Genomic DNA, 21,200 nt, shown 5'->3' with positions numbered 1-21,200 from the left:
CTCACGAAATCCCTTCCCGGTGGGCCGGAAAGTGGACTGCGAGCGGCTTGGAGTTCAACGCCGGTGGGATGATGGCCGTAGGAGGCGTGTCACGGCCGGCCGGGAGTGGGTCGTCGTGGGCGCCCCCATCCTTCGTTCCGCCGTCAGGCGCAGGGCCACCCCCGCGCGTCCCCCCTGTTGGCGGTCGGTCCTGGAGGGTGTCGATGACGACGCTCGACGAACGTCATGGGCTGGTCGGGGCGCAGGAACCCCTCGCCGTACCGCTGGACCGGCCACTCGCCGCGCTTCCCCTGCATGCCGGTTCCAAGGCCGCCAACCTCGCCCGTGCCGCCGGCGCCGGGCTCCCGGTGCTTCCGGGGTTCGTGATCCCCGACGGCGCGTTCGGCGACACGGCCGCGCTGCGGCGGGCCTGGCTGGAGCTCTCCGGCGGGGGCGACCGACCGCTGGTCGTACGGTCCTCCTCGCCTCAGGAGGACACCCGGTCGTCGTCGCTGGCGGGGCAGTTCGCGTCCGTGCTGGAGGTGCGTGGCTGGGCGGACTTCGGTACGGCGGTACGGACGGTGCGCGACTCGGCGCGCCGGCCCGACGGAACCGTCGCGCCCATGGCGGTACTGGTGCAGCCGATGCTGACCGCCCGGGTCGGCGGGGTGATGTTCGGGGCGGATCCCTTGGCGGGTCGCGCCGACCGTCTGCTGGTGAGCGCGGTGCGCGGCGGACCGGACCGGCTGGTCAGTGGTGAACTGGCGGGGAACAGCTACTGGTTGAGCAGGCGGGGGCGGCTGCTGCGCACCGAACCGTCGGACGCCGGTGCGGTCCTCACCCGCGGTGAGCTGGTGCGGCTCGCGCGGCGGGCCCGGCGGGTGTTCGCAGGGCCGCAGGACATCGAGTTCGGGTTCGACGGGGACGGGCGGCTGTGGCTGTTCCAGAGCAGGCCGATCACGGCGATGGCGAAACGCCCGTCGCGTGGGGCGCGGTTGCTCGGTCCCGGACCGGTCGCGGAGACGCTGCCCGGGCAACTCCTGCCGTTGGAGGCGGACTTGTGGGTGACGCCCATGGCCCGGGGGCTCACCGCCGCGCTGGACATCGGGGGCAGCGCACCGCGCCGGCTGCTGCGGACGGTGCCGGTGGTGACGACCGTCGGCGGACGGGCCGCCGCCGACCTGCGTCTGCTGGGGGCGGCGCCGCCCGCGCACCGGTGGCTAGCCCTGCTCAACCCGGCGCCGGGAGCGCGCCGGCTCGCGGCCGCCTGGCGGCTGGGCCGGCTGTCCGCGGCGCTGCCCGGCCTGGCCACGGATCTCGCGGCCGACGTGGACCGGCACCTGGCCGGGATTCCGGCACCGGCGCGGCTGCACGCCTCCGGCCTCGTGGCCGAGCTGCGCTGGACGCGCGCGGCCCTGGTCTCGCTGCACGCGCAGGAGGCCCTGGCGGGTGCCCTGCTGCCCGGGCCGGCGAAGAGCCGCACGGCGGCGGGCGCGGCCCTCGCGGCCCTGGCGGAGACCCGGGCCCAGGGCGTACCCGACGTCCGGGCGGCCACCGCGGCTCCGGTGATCCTCACACTCACCGCGCCGGGCCTACGGGGGACGGGGCGGCTGCCGGGCGGTACGGAGGAGACGGCGGAGCGAGCACGGCTCCGGCCGGTGGGCGGGGCCGGGGCGGTGGCCGAGGGGGCGCGGCCCGGGTTGCCGGACCGGCAGGAGCGGCCGCTCGGAGGTGCCGGGCCCGTGCCGTCGGCGGGAGCCGGCGCGGGCCTCTCGCCGGTGAGCCCGACTGCTGTCATGCCCCTCGCCCCCGTCCTCCCGCCGCGTGAGGCCCTGCGGCTGCGGGTTCGGTGGGTTCAGGAGCTTCAGGTGCGGCTCGTCCGGGAGGCGGCGTGGCGACTCGGGGTGGCCGTGGAGCGGGTCGGGATGCTGCGGTGGCCGGAGCTGATCGCCGTACTCGAAGGTGCCGCGTTTCCCGCCGATGCGCACGCGCGCGTGCCGGAGCCCGAGTCGCCGCCCCTCCCGGACGCCTTCCGGCTGGCGGACGGCGAGGTCGTCGCCGAGCGGACCGGGAGCGGCGCGGGGCGGGGCGTGTCCGGCGGGCGTGCGGTCGGGACGGTGTGGGACGGGTCCGGGCCCCGGCCGGCGGACGCCGTGCTCGTCGTCCGGACCCTCGATCCCGCGCTCGCCCCGCTGCTGCCCGTGCTCACCGGGCTGGTCGCGCAGACCGGCAGTCCGCTGTCCCATCTCGCCGTGCTGGCGCGGGAGTACGGGGTGCCGGCCGTGGTCGGGGCGGCGGACGCGGTGGGGCGGTTCCCGCCGGGCTCGCGGATCGCCGTCGACGGGACCAGTGGTGACGTACGGCGGGGAGGCGAGTGATGCGGCGGATCGCCTATGTGTTCGGCGGGCTGGCCGCCGCGGGGGCGGGGACGTACACGGTCGTCTATCTGTACCGGTGGCAGTGGCAGCGGGCCATCCTGTGCGGCGTGCTGCTGCTCGTCGTCGAGGTGATGCTGCTCGGCATCGTGGTGCTGGGGCGGCTGACCCGGATCGAGGAGCGGCTGCGGGACGGCGAACTGCGGCAGCGGGAGGCGGCGGGACGGCAGGAGGAGGTGCTGGCGCGGTTGCGGCAGACGGCACCCCACCAGGAGGCCACCGCCCGCTTCCGCTGGCTGGAGGACACCACCGACGGGACCTACGTCTTCGTACCCGTCCTCATGGTCACCGGCGTCCTGCTGTCCGGGCTCGCCTGGCTGGTGCAGCGGATCGCGTCCGCGACGGCCCGGCCCGCCGAGCGGCGGCTGGCGGGACGGCTGGCCGTCCTCGTCGCACCCGGGCCCGGCGCGGACGGCCTCCCAGGGGGCCCGAAAGGACCGGAGGGCTCCGAGCAACTGAACGGCCCGCGGGACCTGGAGGACCTTCCCGCACTCCCCCGTCCCGCCCGGGGCCGTGTCGCGCGCCTGGCCGCCGTCGCCGTCGTCGGCGCCGTCCTGCTCGGCGCGCTCGTGGTCGGGCTCGCCGACCTCACGCAGACCCGCGAGCAGCAGGCGAACGGCGACGAGGCGACCTCGGTGCTCGTCCAGGTCGACACCCGCGGCGCCGGGATGACCGGTGAGCGCCGCGCCCTGGCCGCCGAGCAGGTGTGGGAGCGGTGCCGGGACTCGACGTCCGTGCCGTTGCGGCACGCGACGCTCGGGGACCTGGGCGGCGGCATGTTCGCCGGGGTCGTACGGCCCGCGCTCACCGAGCACGACCGTATGCGGCTGCGCGGCTGCCTGGAGGACACCACCCTCGACCGCGCGCACCTCACGGTCGTCGGCATCGGGGACGCGGACGCCGACGACGACTGAGCCGAACACCAGAACACGCCAGGACACCGAAACACCGAAACACCAAAGCCCCGAAGCCCCAAAGCACCCGAACGCCGGAATGTCCGGGCATGAGCAACTCACCCGTCCCCGGCCAGGGTTACGATGCCGAAGCGCCCCCGTCCCCGATTCCCCTGATTCCCCCGGGTCGCCCATGGCTGTCGTTCACCCCTTCCGTCCCCGTCGCGCGCTGTCCCGGCGCGTGCTGATGACGGTGCTCGCCGTCGTCCTCGGCTACGTCGCCCTGTGGGGCACCGGCGCACTCGGCGTTCTCGGTCTGTCGTACTGGGCGCGGCAGGAGACCCCGCCGCCCGCCGGGACCAGGACCGTGCAGGGCATCCGGCACTTCCAGCCCGTCGACGCGCGGGGGCGGTTGTGGCGTGGCTCGGCGCCCTCGCCGGCGGGCTACCGGGCGCTGGCGGGCCTGGGGTTCACGACGGTGGTGGACCTGCGCGCGGAGGATCTGACCGCCGCCCAGCTCGCCGGGCCGGGCGAGGCCGGCCTGGACGTCGTACGTCTGCCCGTCCGCGACGGGCAGACGCCGAGGCCCGGGCAGGTCCAGCGGTTCCTGGACGTCGTCGCGGACGCGCCGGGGCGGGTGTTCGTCCACTGTGGTGCCGGGGTCGGGCGGACCGGGACGATGGCGGCCGCGTATCTCGTGGGGACCGGGCAGCAGTCGCCCGGGGCGGCGGTCCGGCGCAATCTCGCGGTCGGACCGCCGTCGATCGAGCAGATCTACTACGGGCTGAGCCTCGGCCCCGGCCGGATGCGGCAGCCGCCGTTCCCGGTGGTGGCCGTCAGCCGGCTGGTGGACGCGCCCCGGCGCCTGTGGTCGTGGCTCTGACCTGGGCCGAAGAAGCCGTTACGGCTTCCGCCCCACCGCCCCGTACCCCGGAATCACCCCGTCGTCCTGTCCCGGCACCGGCTCGCCCAGTTCCGGATGCCAGTGGTGGACCACCGAGACGCCGGGGTCGACCAGGTCCAGGCCGTCGAAGAAGCGGCCGAACTCCTCCTGGGAGCGCAGCGCCAGGGTGACTCCGGCGACCTTGAGTTTCGCGGTGGCCGCCGCCGACTCCTCCGGGGTGAAGTCGGCGGTGGCGTGGGTCATCGTCAGGTAGCTGCCGGACGGCAGTTCGGCGAGCAGCCGGCCGACCAGCTCGTGCGCCCCGTCCTCGTCGGGGACGAAGTGGAGCAGGGCGACGAGCGACAGCGCGACCGGGCGGTCGAGGTCCAGGATCTGGCGTGCGCCAGCGACGATCGCCGCCGGCTCGCGCACATCGGCCTGGAGGTACTCCGTCGCGCCCTCGGGCGCGCCGCGCAGCAGGGCAGCCGCGTGGGCCAGCACGATCGGGTCGTTGTCGCAGTAGACGACCCGGGTCTCGGGCGCGACGGCCTGGGCGATCTGGTGCAGGTTGGGCTCGGTCGGGATGCCCGTGCCGATGTCCAGGAACTGCCGTACGCCCTGCTCCGCCAGCCACCGGGTGGAGCGGTGCATGAAAGCGCGGTTGACCCTGGCCATCACCGGCACCCGAGGGTCGAGGGCCAGCATCTGCCTGCCCATCTCCTCGTCGACCGGGTAGTTGTCCTTCCCGCCCAGATACCAGTCGTACATCCGCGCGGGATGCGGCTTGCTGGTGTCGATCACGAAGCGCTCCGTAAGCGTCCGACTCGGTCGATGATCAATTCAGCACCATTACAAAGAAGTTGAACAAGAAAAAAGAAGCAGCTTCAGGAGAGCAGGAAGTCGGCCTCCCCCGCCTTGGCGCCCTCGATGAAGGCTGTCATCTCGTCGGTGGTGTAGATCAGCGCCGGCCCGTCGGGGTCGGTCGACTGGCGGACGGCGATCCGGCCGTCGGCCAGCTTCATCGCCTCCAGGCAGTTGCCGCCGTTGCCGCCGCTCCACGGCTTGTGCCAGCCCTCGCTGCCCAGTTCCCGGGCGGGCATGCCGTTGTAGATCCGCTCGGTACGGTTCCGTGGCCCGGACTGGGGTTTGATGCGATCCATTCACAGCTCCTTGCGGAGATCCCGGAGGATCTCCTTCGTGCGTTGTGCCGTAGCGGCCTGCGCCGCCATGCGGTCCATGACCTCGAGGTGGGTCGCCACCTCGGTACGCGCGTCCAGGTAGACGGCGCCGGTCAGGTACTCGCTGTAGACCATGTCCGGCAGTTCGGGCATGGCGAATCGGAACAGCACGAAGGGCCCGTACGTCCCCGGGTGCGGCCCGTTCTCGAACGGGGCGACCTGGAGCGTCACATTGGGCAGCTTCGTGACCTCTAGCAGCCGGTCGATCTGCGCGCGCATCACCTCCGGGCCCCCGACCGGGCGGCGCAGGGCGGTCTCGTCCATCACGGCCCAGAAGCGGGGGGCGTCCGCACGGGTGAGCAGATCCTGGCGTTGCCTGCGCAGGGCGACATGGCGCTCGATCTCCTCCGGCTGGGTCTGGCCGACGGCTCCCGACTTCAGCACCCCGCGCGCGTAGTCCTCGGTCTGCAGCAGCCCGGGCACGAAGTGCGGCTCGTAGGAGCGGATCAGGCTCGCCGCGCCCTCCAGGCTGACGTACATGGAGAACCAGCCCGGCAGGATGTCGTGGAACCGCTGCCACCAGCCGGGCTGGTTGGCCTCCTCGGCGAGCCGGACGAAGACGTCGGCCTCGTCGTCGGTCACCCCGTAGGCCTTCAGGAGCAGTTGGAGGTACGGGATCTTGAGGGCGACCTCGGCCATCTCCATACGGCGGACGGTGGCGGGCGCCACGCGGAGCACACGGGCGGCCTCCTCGCGCTTGAGTCCGGCACGTTCACGCAGGTCAAGGAGGCGCCGGCCGAGGACCACCTGGCCCACGGTCGGCGCGGACCGCGGCTCGCTCACGCTCCACCTCCACGAAGTTCCCTGACCGGACCACCACTTGTGCTCGCCGGCGGCACAACCGCCGCCACATACAGGTGTCACCCGGCTGCAGGTGTCAGCGGCATGCTGACAGCCCAGCGGCGCCATTCGAAGACTCATTCGAAGGTCCGACGGAACGACCAGGCCGACAGGGTGACCGAATTGACCAGAACAACCGGAAACTCCCGGTTCAGTCGCATCGATCGCATTGGCCGGATCGGTCCGCCGGATCCTCACTGATCCCAACTGGCGCCGCTCGACATGCTGTTGCGAGCAGTGTGCCACGGCCCCTCACCGCGTCACACAGCACTCTGCATTTTTCAGAGTGACTCTTGCCAAGTGTTCACGGCGGGGCGATAGTGGCAAGCGTGATTCCGTCCGCGCCCTTAGGAACAGACGCCGCCGGCGACCGTCTCGGTCTCGGTGCCGCCGCGGTTGTCGCCCCTGGTAGGGGCGGCGCCGAGCGCCGGTTCCGGTTCGAGTTGGCCGCTCATCCGGGTTCCCCCGCCCAGGCGAGACGCCTGGTGCGTGACCGGCTGACCGGCTGGTCGGTCTGCGCGGACACCTGTGACACCGCCGTACTCGTCATATCCGAGCTGGTCACCAACGCGATCGTGCACACCGCGAGCAGTCGCGTGGTGTGCGAGTTGCACGACCACGACGACACGGTGCGGATAGCCGTGCACGACGAGGGCTGTGCACCCGATGAGCCCCACCCGTCCCCGCAGCGTCCGGACGAGGAGCACGGGAGGGGGTTGCTCCTCGTCGAGGCGCTCTGCCAGGCGTGGGGGGCTCAGGAGCATGGTCCTGGGCTGCTGGTCTGGGCGGAGCTGCCGCGCCAGACCGATGCCGCCCAGGACACCGCCGAACCCCGCAACGACCTGGGGTGGGGCGCCCGCCCCGACCCGGGTCCGTCGCGTGGCTCGTCCCGCGGACCCTCGCGCGACCCGTCGCACGGGCCCGCGCACAGCCCGGTCCACCGTCCCTCGCCCGGTTCCGGGGAAGAGGGGCAGTCGGAGGCGGCGCTGCGCCCGGTGCCCGGGCGGAGGCAGGCGTGAACGGCGTCCCCGGTTCCGGCCGGTCACTGGGCCTCGACACCCTGGTCCGGCTGCAGCGCGGCCAGCGGCCGGCGGCCGAGGACGGTGTCCGCCGGCTCTCGGTGCCCGAGGGCATGACGACACCGCTGGGCTGCGACGCCGTGGCCGTACCGGCGCGTCTCGGGCCGCTGGTGGTACCCCGGCTGCCGCGGGTGGGCTGTGTGTACGCCGACGGTACGCACTGGTGGTGGATCGTCCCGTCGGACTCCGACTACGCCCTCAGCTGGCCCGCCCCGGCCCACTACAGCCAGGGTGCCCCGCTGCCCGGCGCCGCCCGGCTGATCCACCGCCCCGAGGGCACGGTGCCGTACACCCCGCCGATACCGCTCTACCTCGCCCTGTGCCGGGTGACGGGGACGACACCGGAGTGGTCCCGCCCGCTCAGCGCGTGACCGCGGCGCGGCTTCGGCCGACAGAGGCGTGAGGCCGACCGAGCCGTGAGGCCGACCGACGGACGAGCGTCTCGGCCGTTCGGAGCGAAGGCCGATTCAGCCGTTCGGAGCAAGGGGCGGCTCGGCGGTCCGAAGCGAGGACCAACTCGGCCGTTCCTACCGAGAGTCGGCACGGCCGCTCGGAGCGAGGACCGGCTCAGCTGCTCGGAGCGAGCACCAGCTCATGCGTTCGAACCGAGGGTCAGTTGGGCCATTCGGAGCAAGGGCCGGCTCGGCCGCTCAGTACCTCCCGGTCCACCCCGTCACCTCCCCGGTCCACCCCGTCCTCGCCCGCACCCCCGGCGCACTCCCCCGCGCCCCGTGAGCCCTGTCGCACGCCCTGCCCGGCGGGCGCCGTGGCCGCGATAGTGGCCGTTCGTCGACGGCCCTGGGGAGGAACTCGGTGACGAAGAGTCGGGACACGGCGGCATCCGAGGTGTCGGAGTCGGAGCGGCTGCTGTTCGGGGGGCCGCTCCGCTACGACATGGGATGGAACCAGCACCGGGACGCCTTCCTGGAGCTGGACCTCCGCGCGATGCTGACCCGTCTGCCCGGCATGCTCATGTCCAGCCTGCGGCTGGCCCGCCAGGCGGACGCCGGCGCCGCGCGCGTGGTGCTGGCCGCGCAGGTGACCATCGGTGTGACCCAGGCCGTGAGCCTGCTGGCCGTGAACAGCGTGCTGGGCCGGCTGATCGGCACCGGCACCATCGAGGAACGGCTGCGCGGCGCCGCCTCCGCCCTGATGATCATGGCCGCCGTGCTGTTCCTGGCGGCCCTGCTGCGCGCCGCGTCCACCTACGCGACCGGCCGCCTGGAACCCAAGGTCGAGCGGGTGGCGACCGAGATGTACCTGGAGCGCGCGGCGGCCGTCGAGCTCGCCGCGATCGAGGACCACGCCTTCCACAAGCTGCTGGACACCGCGCAGTACGGCGCCTCCTCCGCCCGCCGCATGATCATGTACGGCACACGCGTGGTGAACGCGATGATCTCGCTGATCGCGGCGGCCGGTGTGCTGACCGTGCTGCACCCGGCCCTGCTGCCGCTGCTGATCACGATGACGATCCCGAGCGCGTGGGGCGCCCTGACCAACGCCCGGCGCCGCTACGAGTCGTTCCACACCTGGGTGCAGCACGCCCGCGCCGGTCATCTGATCAGCTCCCTGCTCACCGAGCCGGAGGCGGCGCCGGAGATCCGGGTGCACGGGGTCGGCCCCTTCCTGCTGCGCCACTTCCGGGCGATGTCGGAGACGGCGGAGGCGGAGCAGGCCCGGCTGGCCCGGCTCGCCGCGCGTACCGGCCTGATCGCGGCGGCCTGGACCGGCCTCGCGACCGTCGCCACGTACGCGACGCTGGGAGGGCTGCTGCTCAGCGGGGCGATGGCCCTGTCGGTGGCCGGTACGGCGGTGATCGCGATCCGCACCGGCTCGGCGAGCCTCAACACGCTGGTGCTGGAGATCAACACGCTGCACGAGGAGGCGCTGTTCGTGGGCGACCTGGAGCGGCTGTACGTCGAGGCGGCCGAACGGGCGATCCCGATCGGCGGGGACCCGCTCCCGGAGGATCCGCGGGAGATCCGCTTCGAGGACGTCACGTTCACCTATCCGGGTGATGCCACCCGACCCGCCCTGGACGACGTCACCCTCACGCTCCCGCTGGGCCGGATCGTCGCCCTGGTCGGCGAGAACGGTTCCGGCAAGACCACCCTGGTCAAGCTGCTGGCCGGGCTGTACCAGCCGGACCGGGGCCGCATCCTGTGGGACGGGGTCGACGCGGCGCGGGCCGACCGGCACCGGCTCGCCGAGCGCATCGCGATGGTGGCCCAGGACTTCAAGCGCTGGCCCTTCACCGCCAAGGTCAACGTGGCCGTCGGCCGCTCGTCGGCACCGCTCACCGAGGAGCGGCTGAGCAGGTCGGTCTCGGAGGCGGGCGCGGAGGAGGTGGTCGAGGATCTGCCGCGCGGCCTGGACACCCTGCTGGCCCGCAACTTCAGCGGCGGGCACGAGCTGTCCGGCGGTCAGTGGCAGCGCCTCGGCATCGCCCGGGCCGCCTACCGGCGCGGGCGCATCCTGATCGTGGACGAGCCGACGGCCGCCCTGGACGCCCGGGCCGAGCTGGAGGTCTTCGAGAAGATCCGCGCGCTGGCGGGCAGCGGGCAGACCGTCGTACTGATCACGCACCGGCTGGCGTCGGTCCGCCACGCCGATCTGGTGCACGTCCTCGACCAGGGCCGGGTCGTGGAGTCCGGGACCCCCGACGAACTCCTGGCCAGCGGCGGGGTCTACGCGGAGCTGTACGCACTCCAGGCGGACCAGTTCACGGCCAAGGTACCCGCCCGGAAGGTGAGCTAGCCCTCGACCAGTCCTCGATCACCCCTGGCCCGGCCCTCGACTAGCCCAGGGCTCCGTCGCCGCCGCGCACGATGACCAGGAACGTGTCCGTCGCCAGGTCCATCACGACCTCTGCGGGCATGCCTTCGAGTCGCCGCGCATGCGCGAACTCCTCCGCCGGCCATGATCCTCGCGGTCCGCCTGCGGGAAAGCGCTCGAGCACCGTTCGCCCGTTCACCATCCTGCACCTCCAGAAGTGCGTCGTACTTGTAGGAGTTAACGCTCTGGAGAACACGAATGGCTCGCCCGGTGACGGTACTGAGACATAGCCGACACGCCACCGGCGCGGAGGGTGAGAGTCCGTTGACTTTCGGCCACCTTCGTGACCGCTTGTGTCAGTCCTCGTACTCGTCGTGGTAACGCACCCGGTCGCTGCCCGCGGGCATCCGGCCGAGCGCCGTCAGATCGAGCAGGGAACTGGTCGAGCCGAGCCCGTCGAGGCCGCGGTCGTGGGCGGAGTAGGTGTGGAAGACCCGGTCGTGTTCCCGTAGGAAGCAACTGATCCCGGGCCGTTCGACCGCTTCGTCGTCGACCATGAGGGTCGCCCCGAAGTCGCGGTTGAAGTCGCTGTGGTGGGAGGAGTACCAGGGCAGGGTCCAGCCCATCCGCGCCTTGAAGGGCAGGATCCTGGTGAACGGCGCCCGGGACACCACCGCGAACGAGGTGCCACGCGCCCGCAGATGGGCGAGGTGGCCGATCTGGTCCAGGAACGCGGAGCAGTTGGGACAGCCGGCCTCCCACTCCGGGGCGAACATGAAGTGGTAGACGATCAGCTGGGCCCGCTCCTCGAAGAGGTCGAGCAGGGTGACCTTGCCGTCGCCGCCCTCGAACACGTACTCGGGGTCCACCTCGACAATCGGGAGGCGGCGCCGCTCGGCGTTGAGCACGTCCCGCGCGCGCGTGAGCGCCTCTTCCTTGAGCAGTAACTCCTCACGCGCGGCACGCCACCGCTCACGCGAGACGATCTCCGGAAGCGACATGGGCCCTCCTGTACGACGGTCGGTTCCGGGTGGTGACCGCGGACGGAGGGCGAACTCATCGGTGCGGCCGAAGTTTTTTTTCCGGGGTCACCGTCAGGTGTCGTACTCCTGGATGCGCCGGCCCTGACGGCGGTCGACGAGGGCGGGGAGTCGCTCCTCCAACTCCCGCACGATCGCGGGCACATCGAGGGTGAGCAGCTCGCGGTCGCGCATCAGGACACGGCCGTCGACGATCGTCGTGCGGACGTCGGCCGCGCGGGCGCTGTGCACGAGTGTGGCGGCGAGGTCGTGGACGGGCTGGGTGTGCGGCCCGGTGAGGTCGACGAGGATGATGTCGGCGCGGTGGCCGGGGGCGAGACGGCCGATGCGGGTGCCGAGCCCGACGGCCCGCGCGCTCTGCAGCGTGGCGTGGTGCAGGGCCTGCCGGGAGGTCAGCCAGCGCGGATCGCCCTCGCTGGACTTCTGGATCAGCGAGGTGAGCGCCATCGACTCCCATACGTCGAGGGAGTTGTTGGAGGCGGCGCCGTCGGTTGCGAGGCCGACCGGGACGCCGGCGGCGCGCAGGGCCCGTACCGGGGTGGTGGTGGGCCAGCCGAACTTGAGGTAGCCGCGGGGCGCGGTCGCCACCGCGGTGCGGCCGCCGGTGCGCTCCAGCAGGGGCAGGTCGCGGTCGAGGATGCCGGTGCCGTGGGCGATGAGCAGTTCGGTGTCGAGGAGCCCGGCGCGGTCCAGGATCTCGATGGGGGTGGCGCCGTGGCGGGCGAGGCTGGTGTCGGTCTGGTCGCGGTTCTCGGCGGCGTGCAGGTGCACGGGCAGGCCGTGCGCGCGGGCGAGTTCGGCGGTGGCGGCGAGATCCGCGTCGGTGACGGTGTAGGGGGCGTGCGGGGCGAGGGCGGTGGTGATACGGCCGTCCGCGCCGCCCCGGTGCCGCAGCGCGAACTCCGCCGACCGCTCCCGCCCTTCGGGCCCTTGCGAGGAGAAGTACGCCTCTCCCAGATGAGCCCGCAGCCCGCACTCGGCGACGACCGCGGCGACCGCGTCCATGTGGAAGTAGTGGTCGGCGAAGCAGGTGACCCCGCCCCGGATCATCTCGGCACAGGCGAGCCGCGCCCCCCACGCGACGTCCCTCTCGGTGAGGTTGGACTCGACGGGCCAGACGACGTCGTTGAACCACGCCTCGGTCGGCAGGTCCTCGGCGAGTCCGCGCAGCGCGACCATCGGGGCGTGGGTGTGGCAGTTGACGAACCCCGGCATGGCGACCTGTCCGCGCGCGTCGATCCGCTCCACGGCGGCCGTGCCGGCGCCCGCTCCCACGGATTCGACGACTCCGTCCCGTACGACGATCGAGGCGTCCTCCAGGAAGACGTTCCGTTCCTGCTCGTCGTGCGTGAGCGCGGTACAGCCGGTGATGACGAGGTCGGCCGGAGCAAAACCACGACCGGCAGGACCGGAACCACGACCGGCGGGGGTGAAGCCGCGATCGGCGGGAGCGGAGCTCATCGCCCCAACGTAGGGCAGGGTCGTCGGCCCGCGTGAGCCGAACCGCGCATCCTGTCCTGGCTCTGTCGCCTACCGGCCCGGCCGAGCACGCTGGCCGCACCACCTCCTGGAAGGAGCCGGGCATGCTCCTCGGCACCTGGAACCTCGAGAACCTCTACCGACCCGGCAGCCCCTACGGCCCCAAGGACAAGTCCGCGTACGAGGCGAAGCTCGCCGCCCTCGCCTCCGTGATCGGCGCACTCGACCCGGCCCTGCTCGGCGTCCAGGAGGTCGGAGACCCCGGCGCCCTGGAGGATCTGGCCGGACTGCTGGGCGTGAACTGGCGCGTCGCCCTCTCCGCGCACCCCGACGGCCGGGGTATCCGGGTCGGCTTCCTGGCCCGCACCGAGCTGACGGTGGTGTCCGACACGGCGGCGCTCCCGGCCCGGCTGGACCCGGTGCAGACCGACGACTCGGGCGGAACCGCCACCGGGGCCGGGCGCGGCTTCCTGGCCGTGACGGTCCGGACCGCGGCCGGTCCGCTGACGGCGGCGGTGGCCCACCTCAAGTCCAAGCTGCTCACCTACCCCGGCGACCGCTTCTACCCGCACGACGAGGGCGAGCGGGCGCGCTACGGGGCGTACGCCCTCTTCCGGCGCGCCGCCGAGGCGACGGCCCTGCGGGCGCTGGCGGACGAACTCCTGGCCGGGCAGGGCAGGTCCAGGGACGTGGCGGTGCTCGGCGACCTCAACGACGAGGTGCAGGCGGCCACCACCCAGATCCTCCTCGGCCCGCCCGGCTCCGAGATCGGCACCACCGGCTACGACCACGCCGACAAGGGCGACGCCGTACGGCTGTGGGACACGGCCCCGCGGATCCCGGCCGAGCAGCGCTACTCCCGCGTCAACTCCGGCCGCCGCGAGCTCATCGACCACATCCTCCTCAGCCACCACTTGGTCCACCGTCTGACGGAGGCGGGCACGGGCCTCCCGGGCACCGCCGCACCACCGTCCCTGCCGTCGGTGGGCGAGGACCCGGCGGAGCGCCGCGGGGCACCGGGGTCGGACCACGCACCGGTGTGGGCGCGGTTCGAGGACTGAGGCGTAGGGCGCGGCCGACGTTCCCTACACCGCGACGGGCATCCGCGGCACCGCGAGCCCGAGCCGTTGCCCGCCGCGCTCCAACTCGGTGGCCAGGTCTTCGAGTTGCCGGGTGTGCCGGGCGGTGAGGCGCCCTGTCTCGTCGAGGTGCACGGCACATGCGGTGGTCGTGTCCACGAGCCGTTCGAGTACGGCGGCCACCGCGTCCGTGCCCTCGGTGTGCCGGGCGAGGGCGGGGAGTTCGGCGGCGGCGAGGGCGATCGTGGTGCGGGCCTCGGCGAGGGTGCGGTAGGCCTCGCGGCGCAGGGCCCAGCGTTCGCCGCGGTCGTCGGACTCGCTCAGTACGTGGTCGAGGTAGGCGTGCGCGGCCCGCCCGGCCGCCGCGAGCCGGGCCCGTACCCCGCCGCCCCGCTTCCCGGCCATCGGCAGATGCCCCACGATCAGCACGATCGCGCAGGCCAGCAGGGTCTCGCCGATGCGGCCGGCGGAGGCCTGCGGTTCGCCGCCGACCATGACCAGGGCGAGCACGAGGACGGTGACGGCGGCGGTCTGGGCGGCGAAGTGCCGGGTGGACACCGGGATGACCGCTCCGCAGACGGCGACCAGCGCGACGAGCCCCTCGGGCCGGGGCAGTACCGCGGCGAAGCCCGCGAAGAGCAGGGCGCCGAGCACGGTCCCGGCGGCCCGGCACAGCACCCGGGAGACCAGCGGTCCGAGGTCGGGTTTGACGAGGAAGACGGCGGTGGCGGGCAGCCAGTACCAGTGCTGGTGCTCGCCGTACCAGCGGGCCTGGTGCAGGGCCTGGGCGATGGCCGCGCTGGCCCCGAAGCAGAGGGCGACCCGCAGCCCGTACTCCCGGCCGCCGCTGCCGAGCGCGGCCCGCAGCACCTCCTTCGGGCTGCGGCGCCGGGCGGGCGGCCGGTGCTGCGCGCCCTCGGCCCGGTCGAAGGCCTCGGCGGCACGCAGCAGGGCGTCGTCCAGGGCGCGCAGGGCGGGCGCCGAGCGGGACGGCGCGGGCAGCGGCCCGGTGCCGTCGTTCTCCCGGACCGCGACGGCGAGCCGCCGGGGCCCTTCGGCCGCCCGCGCGGATATCGGCTCCTCCGCCCAGGCGAGGGCGGTGGCGGCCTCGGCGAGGGGCAGCGCGGCGGCGTACTGCGCGTGCAGCCGGCGTTCGGCGGCGGAACTGGCGTGCCGCCGCAACCGGGGCCCGGTGAGCGCGTCCTGGGCATGGTCGAGGGCGGTGCTCAGCGCCTTGCGCCGCCCGAGCGCGGCCTCTCCGCCCACGGCGTCGAGCAGGTCGGCGACGGCGTCGTACACGGCGGCGACGGCGTCCCGTTCCCCGTCGAAGCGGTAGTCGCCGGCGAGGGCGCCGGGGGTGGGCAGGGCGAGCCGCAGCACCAGCAGCCAGCCGGCTCCGGCGAGGAAGGCGAGGGCCCGCTGCCAGCCCTCCTCGGCGAGCGGCATCCCGGCGCCGATGGCGGCGGCGACCAGTAACTGCGTCCCGGCCCCGGAGGCGACGGGCCCGACGGCGCTCATGCCACCGGCGACGAGTCCGAGCCCGGTGAGCAGCAGGGTCAGGGGTACGGCGGTGAGGTGCTCGCCGCCGTAGGTCCCGACAAGCAGCCCCACGGCTCCTGCCGTCGCGGGCGCCCCGAGTCGCCGCACGGCGGCCCGCCGGCTGCCCGGCCGGTCGTTGATCCCGGCGAGCATCGCGGCGATGGCGGCGACGACACCGAGAGAGGTGTGGTGGAGCAGGACCGCGGTGAGCAGCAGCGGCCCGGCGGCCAGCGCCCCTCTCGTCACGGCGCTCCAGGGCACGGGGCCGCGCTGGGCGCGCAGGGCGTGGGCGAGCCAGGGCGGCAGGGCGACACGACGGGACACGGGGCTCCTACGGCGGACGAGGGCGGGGGTATGCCTTCGGGCGACGGCGGCCGTGGCTTCCGGTCTGGTTCTCTCCACCGTAGATCGTGTTCCCGTACGGAACGGTGCGTTCGCATTTCCGAGGTGTGACAAGTGGGGCGAAGAGCCGTGTTCTTTATGAACGCAATTTCACGACGAACGTGCACGGGCCCGGGGGCGTAGCCTGCCCCCGGGCCCTGGAGTGCCGCCCATCATCACACGCCGGCACGCTTGAGAACCCGGGTCAGTCGTGAGGTCGCCGCGTCCTTCCTTTGGACCACCACGCATCGAGCTGCGCGGGCAGGACTTGAACCTGCATTTCGACGTGCTGGGGCCCGGGCCCGTTCGATCCGGCGATCGGCGGCGAATGCTGAGTCTGGAGCGAGAGTCTGAGATTCAACGCGGCCCGCCCCGTGTTCTGTGGGGTACGGCCGCTCGTCACGACAAGCCTCAGCTTCAGCTTTGCGCTCCTCGCGCACCCCGGCCGCAATGGACCGGGGAGTCTTCTGTGTCAGCCCTCTTCGCTCACCCGAAGAGATATCCGAACACGGCGTCCCCGACCCGCTGGTCGACGACGTCGGCGCCGTTCGCCTCCTCGCGGGCGAATTTGACGGCCTGCTGCAACTTCTCGACCCGGTCGAGGAGTTCGTTGATACGCCGGGCGGGCAGGGCGCCCGAGAACTTCACGGTGGTCCAATACCCCACCGGAATGTCCTCGTAGTACACCTCGACCTGCGCCGGATGCTTCTCGGTCGCCTCGGCCTTCACGTGGTTGCGAGGCACCTTCTTGGTCCGCAGAGTCCGCACCGGCTCGGTCTTCCAGGCGTCGGTGGAGGGATCCTGCACCCACGACTCGGAGGCGTCGAGCACGGGCAGCTTCCGCACGAACGTGTTGAGATCGACGAGCTGCTTCTCCAGGAACAGCAGATAGGCCACGGGTACGGCGGCGACGAGCACCCGCCCGTCCACCTTCACGTCGGCCCTGGCCGCGCAGTTGGCCCAGTCCTTGGTGGCGGTCACGTCGAAGAGCCGCGTCAGCGTGGCCGAGGTCTCCCGCAGCACGTCCTCGGCCTTCACCTGAACCCGCGTGGACTCGGGCGGCAGTTGCTCGCCCTCCTCGTCCTTCGGCTGATACGTCCGCGAGATACCGGCCAGCAACGCGGGTTTCTGCAACCCGTGATGAGCTGCCGTCAGGTCCTGATGAGCCTTGGACTTGATGCCCTTCTCGACCGCGATGATCTGATTGAGTTTCGCCACGTGAAGGACGGTAGCAGCGGCAACTCGGCCATTTCCAACGAATTTTCGAGCGGAGAAAGACAGGGGAAAGGCGGTTGGATTCCGACCGCAATCCCGCGAGTAGGTCGTCGACAGCGCGTGGTGGGTCTTTGTGTGCGGGCGGACGGGAATGTCAGGGGAGAAGCAGGGCCATCAACGCCGCGAACGCCTCCGCAGGCGTGCTTCCGCCGCCCGCCGCGTCGGGGTTCGCCTCCCAGAACCGCATGCAGGGGACATCCTCGTCGTCCCACCCGTCCGGCAGTTCGTCCGGCGGACACGGGAAGGCCAGCCATTCACCGGGCTCGTAGGCTCCGCCGTAACGGGATTCGACGACGGTCACGAGGTGCAGCGGCGGAACAGGGGTAGTACCGGGGCACAGCGCGGCGACCAGGATTTCGTCGACCGGTATGTACGACTCGGGCCAGTCGGCGCCTGTGTACCGGAGAAGGTCCTCCGTGGGCACGGCACCGAGGTGCTCCACCACCCGGCGTGCGGTCTGCTCGGCCTCGGCCGCGTCGGACATCGTTCAGAACTCCCAGAGGTCCCGGTGCCGGTGCCGGGTCGGCGGATGGTCCAGCTCTTCGGCCACGCGGAGCAGGACATCGGGCGAGGCCGCGCGCAGACGCTTGCGGGCCACGGTGCGAAAGGTCCGCAGTGCGGCCCTGGCCGTCGACTCGTACGGCCCCGCGGGCCGGGCGTTCAAGGCGCGCGGGTAGGTGTACGCGGCAAAGGCCCGGACGACGAGGGTCGGCACGGGACGGCGGCCGGCACCGCGTCGGCGGGACACTTCCGTGTCCGGGTACCGGAGTCCGGCGAGGACATGGGAGGTACAAGGACCCGGCAGACCCCGCGACCAGTACGCCGGGCCGGTGCGGTGCCGGCTCGGGACGTGGTGGACGGTGCGTGACATGACAGCCTCCGAGCGGTCGCCGACGGTTCCGGTGCGACCCGCCGGCTGTCCGCCGCCCCGCGGTGTCCCCCGGCATGTCGTGTACACGGACCCAAGACTGGCGGCCGGGGTCCGTCCTGTCGAACGGATATCGACGGACGCTCACGCCATGACGGATATTGGGGTGCGGTCACGGCCCTGTGTCCGGATGATCGGGACGCTGTCCGTCGTCTGCCCGAGGAGCCGCCGTGATCCGCCGCGTCACCACCCCCGCCCTCTTTCCGCCGCCCGGCTACTCGCACGTCTCCGTCGTCGAGGCCGGTACGAGACTGGCGTTCCTCGCCGGGTCGGTGCCGCTCGACGGCGACGGACAGCTGGCCGGTCCGGGCGACCCCGTGCGGCAGGCCGAGCAGGTCGTCGCGAACCTCGGCGAGCAACTGCGCTCCGTGGGCAGCGACCTGGCGCATGTCCTGGCCACCGACGTGTACGTCGTGAGCAGCGACCCGGCCGTGCTGTCCGCCGTCTGGGAGGTCGTGGAGGCTTCCGGGCTCAGCGCCGGGCCGCATTCGTCGACGCTGATCGGCGTGGCCTGCCTCGGGTACACCGGTCAGCTGGTGGAGATCACGGCCACCGCCGTCGTGCCCGCGGAGGCGCGTCCGTGAGCGCGGGTGACGAGGCCGTGCTGCGCCGGGCGGTCGGACCGGACGCCGTCGCCGTCGCCGACGTCTGGCTGCGGTCGTACTCCGCCGCCCTGCCCACCGTCGTCCGGGCGCACTCCGACGACGAGGTGCGCGCGTACTTCCGGGATGTCGTGGTGCCGGAGCGGGAGACCTGGCTCGCGGAGGTGGGCGGTCACGTCGTGGGCGTGATGGTGCTCGCGGGGGATCTGCTGTCCCAGTTGTACCTGGCCCCCGACTGGCGGGGGCGGGGCCTCGGTGACCGGTTCGTCTCGCTGGCCAAGGAGCGCTCCCCGCAGGGGCTCACGCTCTGGACGTTCCAGGTCAACAAACCCGCCCACCGTTTCTACGAGCGGCACGGCTTCCTCGCCGTCGAGCACACGGACGGCAGCGGGAACGAGGAGCGGGAGCCGGACGTGCGGTACGTCTGGCAACCCTGAAGCCACCCGCCCGACCCGCCGCGAGCGTCGCTAGGCGGACCCGGCCCCCCACACCCGCCTCTTCGGCAACGGCTTCGCATAGCTCCCCGCCCGGCTGGTCGTGAGCCCCAGCGCCACCAGCGACTCCGCCAGCTTCACCGCCGCGCCGACCCCGTCGACCACCGGAAGCCCGAGCTTCTCCCCCACCGCGCGCTGCAGTCCCGTCATTCCGGCGCAGCCGAGGACCAGGACCTCGGCGCCGGCGTCCCGGGCCCGTTCGGCCGCCGCGAGGAACGCGGCCTCCGTGCGCCCGGGGTCGCCTGCGAGGTCGAGGACGCCCAGTCCGGTGCCCGTCACGGCCGCGCAGTTGCGGGCCACCCCGGCGGTCTCCAGGCTGTCCTCGATCTGCCCGCGCGACCGGTCCAGGGTGGTGACGACGCCGTAGCGGCGGCCCAGCAGGCACGCCAGGTGGGCGGCGGCCTCGGTGATGTCCACGACCGGTACGTCCACCAACTCCCGTACACCCTCCCGCCCGTGCTCGCCGAAGCCGGCCATGACCACCGCGTCGTACGGCGGGCCGTCGTACGACCGCAGCGCGTCCAGGACCGCCACCGCCGACAGGTAGCTGTCGAGCCAGCCCTCCGCCGACTCGGGGCCCCAGCTCGGGGTCAGGCCGGTCACGGTGGTGCCCGGGCCTGCGGCGGCCCGGGCACCTCGCACGATCTCCTCGGTCATCTCCTGCGTGGTGTTGCAGTTGGTGACGACGATCCGCACGGTCGTCAGGCCTCCCGGGGTACGACGGCTCGGTCGGTGCGGCAGAGCGCCGCGTAGAACCCGGCGGCCAGCGCCGTGCCGATGAACCAGGAGTACGGCGCCACATCGCTGAACGTCTTCACCAGCGCGAGCACCGCCGCGACCGCCGCCGACGGCAGGAACGCCCACAGGGCCTTGGGGTTGACGCCCTTGCGGTAGTGGTACGGCGCCCCCGGCGTCGCGTCGAACAGCTTCTGGACGTCCACCCTGCCGCGCTTGACCCAGTAGTAGTCGACCATGATCACGCCGAACAGCGGGCCCAGGAAGGCACCGAGGCCGCCGAGGAAGTAGTTGACGACGGTGGGATTGGAGAAGAGGTTCCAGGGGGTGACGACCAGCGCGGCCACGGTGCTGATCATGCCGCCGACCCTGAAGCTGATCTTCTGCGGCCAGACGTTGGCCAGGTCGTATGCCGGTGAGACGAAGTTGGCGACGATGTTGACGCCCATGGTGGCGACGGCGAAGGTCAGGGCGGCCACGACCAGGACCCAGGTGTTGCCGACCTTGGCGACCAGTTCGGCCGGGTCGGTGATGGCCTCGCCGAAGACCTCCAGCGAGCCGGCCGTGACGATCACCGAGACGACCACGAAGGCCGTGGAGTTGACGGGCAGGCCCCAGAAGTTGCCGCGGCGGACGGTGCGGTAGTCCGGCGCGAAGCGCGAGAAGTCGCAGAAGTTGAGCATCAGCGTGCCGTAGGTGGCGAGGATCAGGCCGATCGCGCCGAACCACTGCCGCCACTGCTCGCCGATGGAGACCGGGTGCGGGGTGGAGGTGAGCGAGATCGTCCAGTGGGCCTTGGCCAGGATCCAGACGGCGAGCGCGATCATGACCAGCCAGATCGCGGGTCCGCAGAAGTCCTGGAACTTGCGGATCGTCTCCATGCCCCGGCTGATGATCGCCGCCTGGATCAGCCAGAGGGAGACGAAGGAGACCCAGCCGAGGGCGTCCAGGCCCAGGAAGGAGTGGTGCGTCCAGGACTCCAGGCCCGGCCAGGCCGCCAGCAGCATCACGTTGACGGCGACGGACGCCAGATAGGTCTGGATGCCGTACCACATGATGGCGATCACGGCCCGGATGAGCGCCGGGATGTTGGCGCCCCAGACGCCGAAGCTGATCCGGCTGACCACCGGGAACGGCACGCCGTGGCGCTGGCCGATCCGCCCCATCCAGTTCATGCCGATGTAGATGAGCACGAAGCCGACGAGGAGGGAGGTGAAGACCTGCCAGACGTTCATGCCGAGGACCAGCAGTCCGGCGGCGAAGGTGTAGTTGCCGAGGTTGTGGACGTCGGACATCCACATGGCGAAGAGGTCGAAGACCTTCCAGTTCCGCTGCTCGGCGGGGGCGAGGTCTTCGTTGGTGAGCCGGGGGTCGGGGACGAACGCGGGTGCGCCGGTGGCTTCGGCGCGGTCGGCCAGGGACACGGGGCCTCCAGGGACTGCGGGGCTACGGGGACGGGGAGGGCGGAGGGCGGATGCCGAATGCTGCGCGCGTTTGGTATACCAAACTGCGGTCATGGTCCTCCC

Annotated in this window: 21 protein-coding genes; 9 read left to right on the top strand and 12 right to left on the bottom strand. The window is 72.5% G+C overall.

Features of this window, described 5'->3' with window-relative positions; all coding sequences use genetic code 11:
- Nucleotides 1-203: 203 nt before the first annotated feature.
- The 3 genes from ACFWXC_RS22465 to ACFWXC_RS22455 all read left to right on the top strand — a co-directional run bounded on the left by ACFWXC_RS22465 (nucleotide 204) and on the right by ACFWXC_RS22455 (nucleotide 4,190).
- On the top strand, nucleotides 204-2,357 hold the full coding sequence (locus ACFWXC_RS22465; protein ID WP_384481207.1) for a PEP/pyruvate-binding domain-containing protein: 2,154 nt from the start codon (nucleotides 204-206) through the stop codon (nucleotides 2,355-2,357).
- Nucleotides 2,357-3,328, top strand: a complete 972-nt coding sequence (locus ACFWXC_RS22460) for a hypothetical protein (protein WP_384481206.1) — start codon at nucleotides 2,357-2,359, stop codon at nucleotides 3,326-3,328. Before ACFWXC_RS22465 ends, ACFWXC_RS22460 begins: the two co-directional genes overlap by 1 nt.
- A 172-nt stretch (nucleotides 3,329-3,500) precedes the next feature.
- Nucleotides 3,501-4,190: a dual specificity protein phosphatase family protein gene (locus tag ACFWXC_RS22455; protein ID WP_384481204.1), complete on the top strand. Its 690-nt coding sequence runs from the start codon at nucleotides 3,501-3,503 to the stop codon at nucleotides 4,188-4,190.
- Between the two features lie 18 nt (nucleotides 4,191-4,208).
- Here ACFWXC_RS22455 and ACFWXC_RS22450 read toward each other — a convergent pair whose 3' ends face one another.
- From ACFWXC_RS22450 to ACFWXC_RS22440, 3 genes are all read right to left on the bottom strand, one after another.
- Nucleotides 4,209-4,991, bottom strand: a complete 783-nt coding sequence (locus tag ACFWXC_RS22450; protein WP_384481202.1) for an SAM-dependent methyltransferase — start codon at nucleotides 4,989-4,991, stop codon at nucleotides 4,209-4,211.
- An 83-nt stretch (nucleotides 4,992-5,074) separates the two neighbouring features.
- Nucleotides 5,075-5,350 carry a DUF397 domain-containing protein gene (locus ACFWXC_RS22445; RefSeq protein ID WP_089100964.1) on the bottom strand — a complete coding sequence of 92 codons (276 nt, stop codon included), beginning with the start codon at nucleotides 5,348-5,350 and terminating at the stop codon, nucleotides 5,075-5,077.
- The gene (locus tag ACFWXC_RS22440; RefSeq protein ID WP_384481200.1) at nucleotides 5,351-6,211 is read right to left on the bottom strand and encodes a helix-turn-helix transcriptional regulator; all 861 of its coding nucleotides are present in this window, start codon (nucleotides 6,209-6,211) and stop codon (nucleotides 5,351-5,353) included.
- 500 nt (nucleotides 6,212-6,711) lie between these two features.
- On the opposite strand from ACFWXC_RS22440, the gene ACFWXC_RS22435 reads away from it, so the two are divergent.
- The 3 genes from ACFWXC_RS22435 (at nucleotide 6,712) to ACFWXC_RS22425 (ending at nucleotide 10,104) form a co-directional block, all read left to right on the top strand.
- A complete protein-coding gene (locus ACFWXC_RS22435) occupies nucleotides 6,712-7,287 on the top strand; it encodes an ATP-binding protein (protein ID WP_384481255.1) in 576 nt (191 codons plus the stop codon).
- A complete protein-coding gene (locus tag ACFWXC_RS22430; protein WP_384481198.1) occupies nucleotides 7,284-7,718 on the top strand; it encodes a hypothetical protein in 435 nt (144 codons plus the stop codon). The genes ACFWXC_RS22435 and ACFWXC_RS22430 overlap by 4 nt, the downstream gene beginning before the upstream one ends.
- Before the next feature lie 523 nt (nucleotides 7,719-8,241).
- Nucleotides 8,242-10,104, top strand: a complete 1,863-nt coding sequence (locus tag ACFWXC_RS22425; RefSeq protein WP_384481253.1) for an ABC transporter ATP-binding protein — start codon at nucleotides 8,242-8,244, stop codon at nucleotides 10,102-10,104.
- Nucleotides 10,105-10,144: 40 nt separating this feature from the next.
- Here ACFWXC_RS22425 and ACFWXC_RS22420 read toward each other — a convergent pair whose 3' ends face one another.
- The 3 genes from ACFWXC_RS22420 to ACFWXC_RS22410 form a co-directional block, all read right to left on the bottom strand.
- On the bottom strand, nucleotides 10,145-10,324 hold the full coding sequence (locus tag ACFWXC_RS22420) for a hypothetical protein (RefSeq protein ID WP_351732789.1): 180 nt from the start codon (nucleotides 10,322-10,324) through the stop codon (nucleotides 10,145-10,147).
- Between the two features lie 154 nt (nucleotides 10,325-10,478).
- Nucleotides 10,479-11,123 carry a DUF899 domain-containing protein gene (locus ACFWXC_RS22415; RefSeq protein WP_384481196.1) on the bottom strand — a complete coding sequence of 215 codons (645 nt, stop codon included), beginning with the start codon at nucleotides 11,121-11,123 and terminating at the stop codon, nucleotides 10,479-10,481.
- Between the two features lie 93 nt (nucleotides 11,124-11,216).
- The gene (locus tag ACFWXC_RS22410; protein WP_384481194.1) at nucleotides 11,217-12,623 is read right to left on the bottom strand and encodes an amidohydrolase; all 1,407 of its coding nucleotides are present in this window, start codon (nucleotides 12,621-12,623) and stop codon (nucleotides 11,217-11,219) included.
- A gap of 122 nt (nucleotides 12,624-12,745) precedes the next feature.
- On the opposite strand from ACFWXC_RS22410, the gene ACFWXC_RS22405 reads away from it, so the two are divergent.
- On the top strand, nucleotides 12,746-13,702 hold the full coding sequence (locus ACFWXC_RS22405; protein ID WP_384481192.1) for an endonuclease/exonuclease/phosphatase family protein: 957 nt from the start codon (nucleotides 12,746-12,748) through the stop codon (nucleotides 13,700-13,702).
- Nucleotides 13,703-13,726: 24 nt separating this feature from the next.
- Here the strand turns inward: ACFWXC_RS22405 and ACFWXC_RS22400 are convergent, their stop codons facing one another.
- The 4 genes from ACFWXC_RS22400 to ACFWXC_RS22385 all read right to left on the bottom strand — a co-directional run bounded on the left by ACFWXC_RS22400 (nucleotide 13,727) and on the right by ACFWXC_RS22385 (nucleotide 17,786).
- Nucleotides 13,727-15,583, bottom strand: a complete 1,857-nt coding sequence (locus tag ACFWXC_RS22400) for an FUSC family protein (protein WP_384481190.1) — start codon at nucleotides 15,581-15,583, stop codon at nucleotides 13,727-13,729.
- 543 nt (nucleotides 15,584-16,126) lie between these two features.
- The gene (locus ACFWXC_RS22395; RefSeq protein ID WP_384481188.1) at nucleotides 16,127-16,858 is read right to left on the bottom strand and encodes a hypothetical protein; all 732 of its coding nucleotides are present in this window, start codon (nucleotides 16,856-16,858) and stop codon (nucleotides 16,127-16,129) included.
- A 151-nt stretch (nucleotides 16,859-17,009) separates the two neighbouring features.
- Nucleotides 17,010-17,399 carry a hypothetical protein gene (locus tag ACFWXC_RS22390; RefSeq protein WP_384481186.1) on the bottom strand — a complete coding sequence of 130 codons (390 nt, stop codon included), beginning with the start codon at nucleotides 17,397-17,399 and terminating at the stop codon, nucleotides 17,010-17,012.
- Between the two features lie 3 nt (nucleotides 17,400-17,402).
- Nucleotides 17,403-17,786, bottom strand: a complete 384-nt coding sequence (locus tag ACFWXC_RS22385) for a hypothetical protein (protein ID WP_384481184.1) — start codon at nucleotides 17,784-17,786, stop codon at nucleotides 17,403-17,405.
- A gap of 227 nt (nucleotides 17,787-18,013) precedes the next feature.
- Here ACFWXC_RS22385 and ACFWXC_RS22380 point away from each other — a divergent pair, with 227 nt between their 5' ends.
- Together ACFWXC_RS22380 and ACFWXC_RS22375 are read left to right on the top strand one after the other, a co-directional pair.
- Entirely contained in the window at nucleotides 18,014-18,427 is a 414-nt protein-coding gene (locus ACFWXC_RS22380; RefSeq protein WP_384481182.1) for a RidA family protein, read from the top strand.
- Nucleotides 18,424-18,882: a GNAT family N-acetyltransferase gene (locus tag ACFWXC_RS22375; protein WP_384481180.1), complete on the top strand. Its 459-nt coding sequence runs from the start codon at nucleotides 18,424-18,426 to the stop codon at nucleotides 18,880-18,882. The genes ACFWXC_RS22380 and ACFWXC_RS22375 overlap by 4 nt, the downstream gene beginning before the upstream one ends.
- A gap of 30 nt (nucleotides 18,883-18,912) precedes the next feature.
- Here the strand turns inward: ACFWXC_RS22375 and ACFWXC_RS22370 are convergent, their stop codons facing one another.
- Together ACFWXC_RS22370 and ACFWXC_RS22365 are read right to left on the bottom strand one after the other, a co-directional pair.
- Complete coding sequence (locus ACFWXC_RS22370) at nucleotides 18,913-19,635, bottom strand: aspartate/glutamate racemase family protein (RefSeq protein WP_384481178.1); 723 nt, start codon at nucleotides 19,633-19,635, stop codon at nucleotides 18,913-18,915.
- 5 nt (nucleotides 19,636-19,640) lie between these two features.
- A complete protein-coding gene (locus ACFWXC_RS22365) occupies nucleotides 19,641-21,098 on the bottom strand; it encodes an NCS1 family nucleobase:cation symporter-1 (RefSeq protein WP_384481176.1) in 1,458 nt (485 codons plus the stop codon).
- Nucleotides 21,099-21,200: the final 102 nt, after the last annotated feature.

Origin of the sequence: Streptomyces sp. NPDC058683 (genome assembly GCF_042716195.1) — a bacterium.
In the GTDB taxonomy this organism is placed as follows: Bacteria; Actinomycetota; Actinomycetes; order Streptomycetales; family Streptomycetaceae; genus Streptomyces.
The sequence above is the reverse complement of the archived record's forward strand: the minus strand, read 5'-3'. Positions and strand labels throughout refer to the sequence as shown.

Bases quoted from the DNA above. Each gene is read 5' to 3' on its own strand.
- ACFWXC_RS22445 (WP_089100964.1), bottom strand. From the start codon at position 5,350: ATGGATCGCATCAAACCCCAGTCCGGGCCACGGAACCGTACCGAGCGG.
- ACFWXC_RS22410 (WP_384481194.1), bottom strand. From the start codon at position 12,623: ATGAGCTCCGCTCCCGCCGATCGCGGCTTCACCCCCGCCGGTCGTGGT.
- ACFWXC_RS22425 (WP_384481253.1), top strand. From the start codon at position 8,242: ATGGGATGGAACCAGCACCGGGACGCCTTCCTGGAGCTGGACCTCCGC.
- ACFWXC_RS22455 (WP_384481204.1), top strand. From the start codon at position 3,501: ATGGCTGTCGTTCACCCCTTCCGTCCCCGTCGCGCGCTGTCCCGGCGC.
- ACFWXC_RS22385 (WP_384481184.1), bottom strand. From the start codon at position 17,786: ATGTCACGCACCGTCCACCACGTCCCGAGCCGGCACCGCACCGGCCCG.
- ACFWXC_RS22465 (WP_384481207.1), top strand. From the start codon at position 204: ATGACGACGCTCGACGAACGTCATGGGCTGGTCGGGGCGCAGGAACCC.
- ACFWXC_RS22405 (WP_384481192.1), top strand. From the start codon at position 12,746: ATGCTCCTCGGCACCTGGAACCTCGAGAACCTCTACCGACCCGGCAGC.
- ACFWXC_RS22420 (WP_351732789.1), bottom strand. From the start codon at position 10,324: ATGGTGAACGGGCGAACGGTGCTCGAGCGCTTTCCCGCAGGCGGACCG.
- ACFWXC_RS22415 (WP_384481196.1), bottom strand. From the start codon at position 11,123: ATGTCGCTTCCGGAGATCGTCTCGCGTGAGCGGTGGCGTGCCGCGCGT.
- ACFWXC_RS22460 (WP_384481206.1), top strand. From the start codon at position 2,357: ATGCGGCGGATCGCCTATGTGTTCGGCGGGCTGGCCGCCGCGGGGGCG.
- ACFWXC_RS22390 (WP_384481186.1), bottom strand. From the start codon at position 17,399: ATGTCCGACGCGGCCGAGGCCGAGCAGACCGCACGCCGGGTGGTGGAG.